The following is a 12,948-nucleotide window of genomic DNA, read 5'->3' as shown; positions in this document are numbered from 1 at the left end:
TTTAAATGATAATAAGATGTAGCGTTTTTAGAACAAAAGATAATGTTGGCATAAAAATTTTAACCAAAATTTTCACTTAAATAAACCCGCTATACCTGAATAATTTTATATTTTTGAGAATATACGCACACTTTAATTCAGTTTTTAAAATAACATGAAAAAGAACCTCAAATACATAGACGGAAACTCAGACAAATTTTGGCAAATTGAAGTTACAGGATTTGAATATACTGTGACTTATGGCAAAAACGGAACTTCCGGAACCTCTCAGACAAAAAGTTTTGCAACAGATGATGAATGTTTAAGAGTCGCAGAAAAATTATTGGCCGAAAAAATAAAAAAAGGATATTCTGAAAGCGGTGATGTTACAGTCGCTGCAAAACCAAAAACAACTAAAAGCTCTAATTCTCAAGAAATTTTAGAAGAATATGACGCCATTATAAAATCAAAAAATATTGATTTGGTATTGCCTTTTTTTCAGGAGAAATCAAAAGGTAATGTTGAAGCTTTAAAGAAACATATTAAAAAAAATAAAAAATTCTGGACGCAATATATCGATTTATCAAAAGAACCGGAATACCTCAAAAAGAACAAAACCAATAACAATTGGGGATCTTCGTGGGGAACACGCGGAGATCAAAAACAAAAAAATATTATTACCCTTAGCGCCATCGCATTATTTGATAAAACCGATATCAATTCCTGGGATGAAGCGTTGAGTTTATTGAACGAAATAGACGAAAAACCTCAGGTTCTGGAGGTTTTATTGTGGGCAAAACCCAACTGGCTCGACACTTTTATTTTAGACAAAGTAAAAAGACAGGATTGGGTGGGATTTAATTATCATACGCTGCGCAAACTTGAAGATCTTGGCTTATTGCAGTTCAATCCTGAATTGTATGCTTTAACCCTGGGAGCAACAAATGAATGGCGTTCAAAAATAAAGACCCGAAAATTCATTGAAAATTCATTAAATGACAAACTAACCTGGCAAAGGGATATTCCGGAACTGTTTAATTATGAAACGATTCTGCACAACAGTTTCTTTAGGGATAATGATTCTCAAAAACACGACGAATTCCAGACCTGGGCGATTATTTATAAATCTTTATTAGAAGAAAAAAAGATGGATCGTTCGTTTTTTATCGAAAATGCCATCCTCATTCAAACCAAAGAATGGAACAATAACCTGAAATCTTTCTTTAGAAAAAGAATCGAAGAATTTAATGTTACTGCCGATGAACTTATCCTGTATCAGGAAAATATATTCTCGTATTTACACCATCCTTACCCACCGATAACGAGTTACGGAATTGAACTGATCAAGAAAATCTACGATCATCCAAAATTCAAAACCAAATCGTTTCTCGAGTGGCTCGAACCTTTAATGATGCGCAGCGATTGCAAAGCCGCCATTAAAAATGTGTTGCCTATTCTGGAGAAAATTACCAAAGCAAACCCGAAACTAAGCGCCTCAGTTGCCTCAATAATTGCCGATGTGTATGTGATTGCCGATCTCGCTTTGCAGGAACGCGCCAGCAAAATCATCACCAAAATTGCAAATGCAAAAGACAAAGTCCTGAAAGAGAAATTATCTTCGTATGTGACTTTGATGCAGGGAAATATCAAATCAGGATTAACCCAGTTTTTAGACGAAGATGCTCTGGTTGTTGATGATTCCGCTCATGAAGAATATACATTCGAACCTCAACAAGAAATATTACTTACAGAAAAAGTTCAGTTGCCAAAGGATTGGAATGATGTTGTTTTTCAGTTTGGGAATTTCATCAATTCAGATGAAACGGTAGATTCAGAAATTTTATTGAATATTTATATCTCGCAACAGGATTTATTTCCGGCAGATTATGCGGCGCAATTACAGCCTTACGAAAAACAATTGCAGAAACATTATTTTGAAAGTGTTCACAAAAATTTCGTGAAGGCATTTTTACAATCTAAAATCACCAATATCAATAACAAATTCAACAGTAAAGTCAGTCATTATTCAAAGATCAATACGATACAATTGATGCAGCCTTTACTCGAAAAAGTGCAGCAAAAAATAGACACCAATTCTGCTTTGCCCCTGCTCTCTTTGCCTAGTCATAAACCGTATTGGGTGGCACCAAAAGTTTTGCTCGAAAGAATTATTGCGTACCAAAATACCAACGAAGAAATTGATTCAGTCGATTTGGCTATTGCCATCGCACGTATGCCGAGAGAAAATGTAGCCGAAGCCCTTCCGTTACTGGATAAGGTCGAAGGCGAACTAAAACAGCTTTTATCGTTCTGTTTGGGTGTTGACGAAAAATTAAATCTGGACTCGACTTCGTTGTTTTCGAAACTATTGGCCACAATGGGCAAAACGACCAAAGAAACCGGAAATCTATCGCTTTGGGCAGTAGCCGCAAGAACATTTTATCCTAACGATACTTTTACTGAATTTGAGAATACGTATTTAAAAGAGATTCCGTTTGTGGTGGCTCCTTTTAAACCTCAGCTTCAGTTTAAAGAAAAATGGAACGAATGGACCAATTATCAAACAAAAGAAAAAGAGCGAACGCCATCCTGGTACGAGCTAAGATTCGACTTGCCGAATTATGCTAAAATTCCAAATTATTTATTGTACAGCCTGGATATTTACAACAGATCAAACACTTGGGATTATAATCTTAATTATGCCGGAAATACCTATTTCTGGCACAGTCTTACACCGCAAAATTCAGATGCGCTGGCATTGACTTTATTACATAATTGTAATATTGCCGATGGTGCAAAACCGGAATTAAAAGGTTTTCTGGACGTTATCAACCGACCTGAATTTCGATTCTCAGACATTAGTCTGCTTTTGTATGCCTGCTGTTTCTTTCAGGAAAAGAAAGATTTACGATTACTGGCTTCTGAAGTTTTGATTCAATTAATAGAAAAACAAGCTATTGATATTGAACTTTTTGCTCAGAAAATAGCGTATCTCGCTACCGAAAAATATGGTGTGTTTTTAAGAATGGCCGACGGATTGATTGCCATAAAAGATGTTTCGCCACTGCATAATAATGCTTTATTGCAATTGCTAAACTCCTTCTTTGCCAATCTCGATTTAAAAGAAAAACTGCCAACGAGTTTTAAGAAAATAGTAGAAAATTATCTGGATGTTTTAACCAAAACCAATCAGAAACCTTCGCCAAAAGCAATTGTTTTCTTTGAGCAATGGAAAGATAACGCCTCGCTTAAATCATTGATTAAGCAAATTTTAAAATAAAGAAAAATGACAGATCTCGAATATAATTATAAAGGAATTTCGACCTACACTAAATCGAAAGGCATTAACAATCTGGTTTTGGCGCACCAGACCGAAATTGAAGAAGTCAACAATATTCCGTGTTTTTTCTGGGGAAGCCTTACTGATCATTATGTTACGGCAAAATGCTGGAGCACGATTGCCAAAGTGGTTCGTTCGAGTTTTGGGCCAATTCCACCCAGTTTGCGCGATCCTATTGTTTCGGCAGGATCTGAGCGATTGCGTTTCGAAGGTTTTTCGTCCTGCAACGGCGTTTATGTGCGACTGGACATGAAACCCGAAGCCATCGACGGCGAATTTATCGCCAACGGAACTACGAATGTCGATTTTAATGACCCAATGCTGAATGCTCTGAATGCCATTCAGAAAAACGAAAAAGTAACCCTTGCCGTTGGTCAGCAGGATGTTCAGGTCATTACCAGCAAAGCAAAAGTGACCGAGAAAAAAGTGACTTTGCCGATGCGCTGGATCAAAGGTTTAACGAGCGTACAGTTGTATCTGGCCGATATGGATGTGAAGTTTGAACTGAATAAAATTCAGACGATCCAGTTGTTTCAGAGTTTACCAAAAGGAACCGTAAAAGGTGATTTTTTTATTACCAAAAGAGCCGGAAAATTTATGTTTTCGACTTTGGCTACAGCCGACAGCGTTAGAATTGGCGGCGTACAGCGTTTGCGTTTGTTAGAAGGAATTCTGGCTATTGTCGATAAAATTTTCATTTACGAATCGTCGGACAAACAGACTTGTGCGATTGTCGCCGAATTTGGAAAAATGCAGCTTCTTATGGCTTTTTCTCCCGATTCGTACCGCGGATTTTCGGGCGAAGGAAATGTACTCGAAACCATGACCGAAAACCTGCCAATCGAATGGGTTTACGGTTTAAACAGTTTATTAAAATCGAATGAAACGTTTGACCCCACGATGCTTTCTATCGAAAATGATATCGATTTTGGCACGATGGACAATCTGACTTCAAATTTATCCTCGATGGGATTATTGGGTTATGATTTAAGCGAAAAAGCCCATTTTTACCGCCGTCTCCCTTTTAAAACCGAACGTATTTTATCGCTCAACCCAAGACTTAAAAATGCAAAAAAACTAATCGATAACGAAGACATCGAAATCGTCGAACGAAGAGCCGATTATATCGAAGCCAAAGTAAAAGGGTCCGGAGTTGTACACAAAGTGATTATCGACAATGCTTCGCAAAGATGTACTTGCGACTGGTTTACGGCTTATCAGGGGAAAAGAGGGATTTGCAAGCATATTTTGGGAGTAAAAATGATGATTTCTTAAATTTCTATATCATAGTACTAATAATCTAATTGTATAAAATATGGCAACAATCGAAAGTAAAATTGAAGAATATAATGCTACTGCAAATGAATTATTTGATGGTGCAGATTATGCTTTACTGGCTACTATTGAACCGGCAACTGATGCCGATTTACAGCAACTTAAACATCTTATGAATTTTGAATTGCCCGATGAATTGATACAGTTTTATAAAACCTTTGGCGGATTAGAAAATATAGGCAATTCTGAAAGTTATTGCTTCTCTATTAGCGAACCCAAAAAACTGATTACAATAAATGACTACCAGGGTTCTCCCAAAATAGCATTGGGTTTAATAGAAATGATACAATACAGCTGGCCTTTTGACCGATGGGAATTTGATGAAGGCGAAAATTTTACAGCCGAACAAATAAACCAATTAAACGCTAATTATAAATGTATAGGATGGTACAGAGACGACACAATCTTAGAAACTGCTTATTATATTTTTTTTGACCAACATGGAAATTTTGGAGAACTATATTATGATCAGGACACTTTTCACGAGACATTTAAAGTACTCAAAAAACTTCTCGCAAACGACTTTGAAAAAACTACCTTAGAAAGCATATTGGTAAAAGCACTGGAACAAACTAAAAATACCATGATCGAATGGAATGAATAATTGGTTTTGTACCTCACAAAAAAAATTGAAAATTGCTATCAAACAAAATCGCCCTGATATCAGGGCGATTTTTATTTTTTGAGGTTTATAAACTTTTATTTTAAGCGTAAGTTTTATCAATCTGGCTTAAAATAGTAGGGTCTTGTATGTCATTGTCTTTGGCAAACAACAGAACTTTAGACATTACCTCAGCCGATTTTGGATCATCATCTGCAAAAGGCAGGAATAAACGTCCCCTGTGTTGCGAATGAATGGGCAGCACAGATAAATATTTACCCGGAAGCTGATGCACTACTGCACTTCCTAAGTGAACACTATACTCTGCCAATTGTCCTTTTATAATCGCGTGGTTTCCGGTAATTTCTACATTCTTCACTTTAAACAGGCGCAACGTTTCTCTCAATAAAACAGCTCTCATTTCGATCGAAGAATGGCTGGCTTCAGGATCAACGCCTCCAACATGGGCAACACTTACGACCAAATCAAGATCGCGCATTACCTCTGAGAAAATCCTTGGGTTCACGTCTTCAAAGGCAATGTTTTTATACTCTTTTAAAGAATGGAATTCTATTGTTTCTAAGGTTGGGCTCTCTACATCTGCCGGAGAAAACCAATCGGCCATGGCGTACATTTTTACCTGATAGCCTTCTTTATGGAAAACTTTCTGCAAACCTTCTTCATAATCGACTTTCCACCCTCTTGTTTTCAATAAAGCCAAAGTCTGGTTAGGCTGCACCTGATGTCCGGCATAACGTCTTGAAACTGATTTTTCTTTCAATTCATCCGGTGTTGGAACATACAATTCCCTGAATACCTGTTTAAAAGGCTGTTGCAGTTTATTATCAAAACAATAGGTTTGATAATCGGTCCAGACGTTGTTTTTATGCAGGTCATAGCAATGCGCAATTCTAAAAGTCTGCTTGTCGTTCAGCGCGGTAACTTCACCTAAAGCGGTTACCAGGTTGCCGTCAATATAAAAACCAATTTTATCATCACTTGATACAAAAACCAGTTTTTCCAGATGTTTAGAGATTATCGGATGTTCAAAAAGATTTTGCATTTCGGCAAACAAAAATTCATCGCCCCGAATCATACTTTCTTCCAGTCCTTTTCTTGAACGTGTCCATTGTTCGCGCATGGTTTTGCGATAATGGGTTAATTCCAGAATGGCTTTGTCTTTTTTATATTTTGGTGGAATTGCTTTTATCTCTTTATCTCCTTTAAAAGTAACCAGATCTGCTTTTCCCTCTTTATTGATCACCAGACTTACGGTTACGTCATCCAGTTTTACTTCGGTTTCTTTGGATAAAATATTCTGAACCTGTTTGGTTTCCATCGCCCAGGTCAGACGAACCGGGTCCGGATAACCTGCATTTCGGGCTAAGTTTTCAAGCGCAACTCTAATCGCCAAACCTTCGCTGGCTTGTTTCATAGAACCAAACTCTTTGCTCTCTTTTTTAAATTGCTGTAAATATTCATAACGTGCCAGAATATCCTTTTCCGGACTTGTTTTACTTAAAGGCACTAATCCGTATACCCTTAAATAGTCCTGATCGCGTTTGTCTTTTACTTTGGCGGTCACTTCCCTGATTTTCAAATCTCCTGTAATTGTATCTGCATACAAGCGGGCGCGTCTATGCCCGTTTCCGTCTGTTACATATTTGGCTGATTCGTATAAAAGTTCCCATTTGGCTTTGCCTAATTGCTTGTAAGCCGATGTAAACCAGTTCTTGTCAACTGCCCCATCTTTAAAATCCTGCAAATCGATTGAGGAGAATTTAGCCATTTCGCTTTCCAGTTCTGAATTTACAGCGCTATACGTTGCTGTTTTCGTATGGGCATGAAACCACCAGATTCCTTCGTCTAAACCTTTCCAGTCTAAATAATTACTAATTAACTTTTGCCATTGCGGTGCATATATAGCGGTCTGGATCAGTCTTTCTTCGGATATTTTTGCTTTTTTAATGGCTTCGTTAAAAACTTCCTGTGTATCTGAAGCTAACGGGTAGCATCTTTTTAATAAATAACTAAACAGTTTTTGTTTGGTTAATTCGGTATAACTCCATGAATAAATATAGCCTTTGTATAAACTTGCTTTACCCAGCGCAGACAAGATTTCTACCAAACGGTTTATACCAAAAATCTTCTGGAAACTCTGAACCAAATGCGTAACCCCGGTATTTGAATCGCCTCTTTTTACTTCAACATCCAAAAATGTTTCGCGGATTTTATCGATCATAGGAACCAGAAATGGAAATCTTTTGAGTAAATCCTCACTTCCAAAATGTCTGTAATGTTTGGTTTCACTGGTTAAAACAGAAATTCTTTCGCTTTCTAAAATACCTTCGTACAATTCGCCTTCGGTAATTATTTTTTGTTCGAACGCCACACCATACAAATACATTGGTGGTTTATTTAAAGAAATATTACGTTCTAATCCGTTTAGTTGTCTCCACCTGTACAAATTCCAGATTTTATTATTCTGTTCGTCCGTTGCAGCTGTTAAATTGATTTTGTTCAGATAGATATCGAAAAAATTCTGATTTTGCCAGCCATTTCCGTAATCTGAATTGTAATAGTATTCATCTTTCGCGGGTTTGTACTCAAACTCTAATACTGATTTTGGAAGATCAGCATACAAAGTACTACAGGCATCAATTAAAAAATCTGTTTTTTCCTTAAAGGTATATTTTAATTGCAAGGCATTCAGAATATTCAAAATGGCATTGTCCCAGTCGTAGCCTCTTTTGTTTTGGTGGGGCAATAATTCTTTATAATAAAAAATATGTTTATCCAGAAAATCGCGCCATATTTTTCGGTCACAACTGCTAATCAAAGTCAGTAAAAACAAGTCTCTTTCGGCTAAACCTGAATTTTCAAACCAGCCTGACCAAACCTCATACAAAGGATAATTGACTGCCGCTTCTTCCGGATCTTTTTCGTCTTTCAGGTTTTTTATTTGTCTAAAAGTATTGCCCAGTAATACGGTCGATTTACTGTTATCGTAATTTTCGATTTCATATTCGTAATTTCGATTGTCTTCATACAATTTATACAATTTCGAAATTTCAGTTTTAATATGAGACATCGATTTTGAAAAACCATATTGTTCCGCTTTAACCGCTTTGGCATACAAAGAATCTGCCTGAGGTTTTGGCAGTGCATAGGCTGAAACTTCATTTGGCGTATAAAAACCAAATCCGTTTTCGGCACTCAGGATATTTTTCTTTTTTGACGGTTCAAGCTGCTCAATAAATTTCGTTTCTTTCTCGGTGATTTTTGGCCTGGCCGAATACTCTTTGACCCAGTTATTTACTTTTTCAGTCAGTTTATTGTTTTTCTGAAGCTGCAGCATCAAATCCAGAATAGACATACGTTGTTCGAGATCACCTTTTTCTAACGTTTTTTCTACAAAAGACGTTATCTTTTCATCTTCCTGTTTCAGTAAAATGGCGGTTAGGTTTTTCTTTAAATTGGAGTTTTTACGTTTGAATAATTCCTGAAAAATCGTAAGTTCTTCTTCGGTTAAGTTCAAATTATTTAAAGTAGAAATAGCCGAAGCCACCAGAGATTCTCCTCTGTCTTTTAAAATTCGCAGGGCAAAATTTCTTTGAAAATCCGTAGGAATCTCTTTTTCTTTGCCACTATTGCTTTTATAGCTGTAAAAAGAATAACAATAATGATCTCCTAAAATTTGTCTGGTCAGTTTCTCTCTTAAATTGAGCGAAAAACCTTCAAAATGATTCAGAATAATTTCTAATCTTTCGTCATTATCCCCAACCAGATTAATCGCAGCAGAATACAATGCATCTTTATCAAACCTGACATTGAGCCACGAAAATACTTTCCCTTCAAAAGTTTTTTCTTTTTGGGTTATCTTCTGTGCGAGATGGTACACTTTATCGAAGAAGTTTGGATAATCTGTATTTTCGGTATAATATTTCGATTTTGCATTGGCGTCTAAAAGTGCATTTAATCTTGGTAATGCAAAGGCCAGAACTTGCAGGTTTTCATCGTCGAGAGCTTTAAAATACAAGGGCATTTCGATATAGGGATCGTTTGTTTCTCCGGCGAATTTCAGGGCCAGCGATTTCTTTTCGATCGAACCTTTCCCGACTAATTCATGCAGGTAGGGAACGGTTTTTTCGACATCAAAAACTCCCTGAACCCAAAGCGCCATGTAGGCTTCATTATTATTCTTGCTTTGAATTCCGGCCGGAATCGTTTCCGGATTCGAGAAATACCCCGAAGCCAGCTGGATGATATTTCGAACCGTAGTTTCTTTTTCAGAATCCCAGCCCAAACCGGTCCACGTATCAATTCCGCGTACTACCGAAGAAAAACGCGTTAGTTTATTGTCGATAATAACCCTGATCATATAGTGCAAAGCGCCGATACTGGTTTCGTCAAGCGCTTCCAGAACAGTCTGGCGCAGACCTTCCTGACGCTGTGCTGCCAGCAATAATTTTTCGACCAGTTCCCAGCTTTCTTTTTTCTCGCTGTTTAAAAGGGCTTTGATAATATTTCGCGACACTTTTGCTCTTGGGTCTTTATTGAAAATAATATCTTCAAAAAGCTGATACAAATTTTCTTTATTCAAATCAATTGCTGCCGACCAGATCATAAACTGATTTTTGGAATTTGAAACTTCGGTATCAAAACGAATCTGATCTTCGATATTCAAATCATAATAGACCGTATTGGCATCCTGATAGCTGTAAATTTGCGGACTTTGAAGCAACGATCTTAAAAAGTTTACCTGATTTACGAGCAGGTATTTTTTATTGTTGGGAGCCCTGAAAGAACGTCGGGCATAACCATCCTGATACATTTTTTGTGGCAGTCTGTTCCAGGCCTCTTTGACATAAACGGCATTTTCTTCGCCAAAAAAGTAAATTAGCAGGTCGTAGTAGTTTTTATCTTCCCAGAGATCTTCTTTTACCCATTTTTCGAATTCCTTTACTTCTTTAGAACCTAAAGAAACATAAGTACCGTAATAATTGTCTTTTAGTTGTAAAAGCTCCAGCCCCAACTCGGCGGCTTCTTTTTTAAGCTTTGTTTTAGATAATAATTTAGAAACTATATTGCTGTTCACAATTTCTTCAAGTTCCTTTTTAAATCTCTTAATTGGATTCTCCATTATCTTACCCTTGAGTAAATCTTCTATCGTCATAGTTTTTTTTATGAGTTATGGTGTTCTTTATTCTTTGTTCTTTATTCTTTACTCTTTCCTCTTTACTCTTTATTCTTTCCTCTTTACTCTTTATTCTTTCCTCTTTCCTCTTTATTCTTTATTCTTTACTCTTTATTCTTTATTCTTTACTCTTTATTCTTTCCTCTTTATTCTTTCCTCTTTACTCTTTACTCTTTACTCTTTACTCTTTATTCTTTCCTCTTTACTCTTTACTCTTTGTTTCTTGTGCGGTACGGGGTTGGATGTGTCTATAAAATGTAAATTAAAAGTGTGTATCAAATCAGTTATAAAAAAGCACAAACTGAATTTTTAATTCTTAATTTTTAATTGATTTCTGATCTTAAAACCTACCAGTAGCTTCCTGCCAGAAAGGTCAGTCTGATAAAGGTGATGTTTTTGTTTTTGGATAAATCGATTTCTTCGGTTAGGGTTTCGAGTTGGTCGTCGCCATAAAAAACGGCATACAAACCGTCTTCAAAAGCCAGGAGGGCATTTTCCTGTGCCGTGGCAACATTTACCTGATTGTGGTTGTAAATGGCACCAAAACCTGCTTTTCCGGTATCGGTTAAAATAGGCAGGTAATTTTCTTTTGGCAAATGAATGGTGTCCTGATCTTCCCATTCAAATGAAGCCGAATGAAACAGCTCTACCTGATGTTTTACAATTAATTCTAAGAAAGTACGAACAGAAACGATTGAAGTGGTATTATCCAAACTGATGGTTTTTTCCTGAAGTATAGGGTGCTTTCGCCCTAATTGCTTGACTGATATGCTTATATTCATTTTTTACCGGCTTTTATTTAAAGATGTAAAATAATAAATTATAAAATATGCCAATACAAAAATGACGTATTTTAATTGTTAAAAAAAAACTTATAACATAATCTTGAATAAATGTAGCATTTGATTTTAAAAAAATACCCTGCAAATTGGTATTTGCAGGGTTTGGGTTTTTATTGGTCTGATTTTATTCAGATTGTTTCTTAAAGTTCAAAAACAGGCTTAGTTCACTTTTGATACGCTAATTTTTTCCAGTGTTACTTTAGCATCTCCGGCTCCGGTCTTTTTTATAATAATCTCGAAATCAGTATCTGACTTTGATAAATCATCTGAAATATAGTATGAGAAATTAAGTTTTATTCCGGTTTCTGACAGGGCATGATTTTCTTCCATACCATGATCATGCGCAACACCAAAGAAAGTCATTACCCCAACATATTGATCTTTTTTTCCCGGATAATGAAGGTAAACAGTATAATAATCTTCCGGCTCTTTATAAACTACCACATCTAAATTTAGGACTATTACAGAATTTTGCTCACTTGTAAAAACTTTATTGGTGCTTTGTGCCAGTTTGCTGGTTACTTTATGGGCAAAAGGAGTGCCGCCAAGCGTTTTACCTATTTTTTGCTCCCAGATAATTTTCTCTTTGGTATCCTGAAGTGAAATTTCGGTTTTTGCTTTTAATTCATTAGCTGCCAAGACCGGAGTTTTGGATCCATAAAGCAAATTGTCGTATTTATAATCTAAATTGAATACTATTTTGTATACCTCTTCCATCGTATAGGTGATACGCTGTCCGTTTGGCGCTATAAACTCATAAGGCCACGGATTCGCTTTTAGCTCTTCTAATGAAGGACGTTTGCCATATACTGAAGCATCCCAGGATTCCCAAATACGATCGACCATACTATGATGCAGCCAAAAAATAGGGTCAAATCCTGCCGAATTAACATTTGCCATTAATCCGGACATGTTTCTCTGGTAGATCTGATTATAATAAGTCTCTTTTGGGCTGGCATATCCTCCGCCTATAAGATTGTGCATAAAACCATGCGGCGAGCCTTCCAGTTTTTTACTAAATCCATAATCGCCTGCAAATCTGGGATTTGTCCTTAATTCATCAAGTGCCAATTGAATTGCCTCTACCTGACTTGATAAAATTGGTTTTCCAGCATTCAGGATATTATATCTGGCGGCTTCATACAAAGAACTAGATTTGTCTCTTGTACCTTGTGCCATGATATTATCATCTGTTTTTACGCTCCCGTAATTCCAGTATGGCAAAGCAAAATCTTTCTTTCCTGATAATTCGCGAACAATTTTTTCTAAATGCCAGGTATACAATCTGTGCCATAGCAAAAAATTTAAAGAGGCATTTTGTGTTCCGTTATGCGTACAGTCTGCCCAGGCCCACAGTTTATCCTTACTGCTTTGATACTTGGCGCAAAGTTCATTTTTCCCGTTAATTTCAGTGGGAATATTGTGTATGGCTCCCTGATAATACCAGCTTAGTCCATTTTCGCATCCCATTTCGCGCATTTTTTTAAAGGCCACATTCATTGCCTGAAGATCTGCCTGCCCTTCGGCAGTATTAACATTGTGCCGGATATATTTTACATTACTTTCACTCTGACCATAGCCATAGCCCGAAAGTGTAATTAAAATAATAAAAGATAAAATTGTAATTTTTTTCATTTTGTTTGTTTTTAGGTTT

At 36.6% G+C, this 12,948-nt stretch carries 6 protein-coding genes; 3 read left to right on the top strand and 3 right to left on the bottom strand.

The genetic code is table 11. The features are described 5' to 3' along the window. Positions 1-154 precede the first annotated feature (154 nt). The 3 genes from ACHRWY_RS18275 to ACHRWY_RS18265 are packed head-to-tail and all read left to right on the top strand — an operon-like array spanning position 155 to position 5,258. Complete coding sequence (locus ACHRWY_RS18275) at positions 155-3,259, top strand: DUF6493 family protein (protein ID WP_395356594.1); 3,105 nt, start codon at positions 155-157, stop codon at positions 3,257-3,259. 6 nt (positions 3,260-3,265) lie between these two features. Next, positions 3,266-4,594 carry an SWIM zinc finger family protein gene (locus ACHRWY_RS18270; RefSeq protein ID WP_395356593.1) on the top strand — a complete coding sequence of 443 codons (1,329 nt, stop codon included), beginning with the start codon at positions 3,266-3,268 and terminating at the stop codon, positions 4,592-4,594. Positions 4,595-4,634: 40 nt separating this feature from the next. After that, positions 4,635-5,258, top strand: a complete 624-nt coding sequence (locus ACHRWY_RS18265) for a hypothetical protein (RefSeq protein ID WP_395356591.1) — start codon at positions 4,635-4,637, stop codon at positions 5,256-5,258. A gap of 100 nt (positions 5,259-5,358) precedes the next feature. On the opposite strand, the gene ACHRWY_RS18260 is transcribed toward ACHRWY_RS18265, so the two are convergent. From ACHRWY_RS18260 to ACHRWY_RS18250, 3 genes are all read right to left on the bottom strand, one after another. Next, positions 5,359-10,431, bottom strand: coding sequence for a DUF4132 domain-containing protein (locus ACHRWY_RS18260; RefSeq protein ID WP_395356590.1), 5,073 nt, complete (start codon positions 10,429-10,431; stop codon positions 5,359-5,361). A 368-nt stretch (positions 10,432-10,799) separates the two neighbouring features. Beyond that, positions 10,800-11,234 (bottom strand): hypothetical protein, encoded by a 435-nt coding sequence (locus tag ACHRWY_RS18255; RefSeq protein ID WP_395356589.1) that lies wholly within the window; start codon positions 11,232-11,234, stop codon positions 10,800-10,802. A gap of 219 nt (positions 11,235-11,453) precedes the next feature. Next, positions 11,454-12,929, bottom strand: coding sequence for a tyrosinase family protein (locus ACHRWY_RS18250; RefSeq protein WP_395356587.1), 1,476 nt, complete (start codon positions 12,927-12,929; stop codon positions 11,454-11,456). Between the last annotated feature and the right edge of the window lie 19 nt (positions 12,930-12,948).

This window comes from Flavobacterium sp. FlaQc-48 (assembly GCF_044007335.1).
GTDB lineage: Bacteria > Bacteroidota > Bacteroidia > Flavobacteriales > Flavobacteriaceae > Flavobacterium.
Note: the sequence above shows the minus strand (reverse complement) of the source record. Positions and strands in the feature narration are given on the sequence as shown.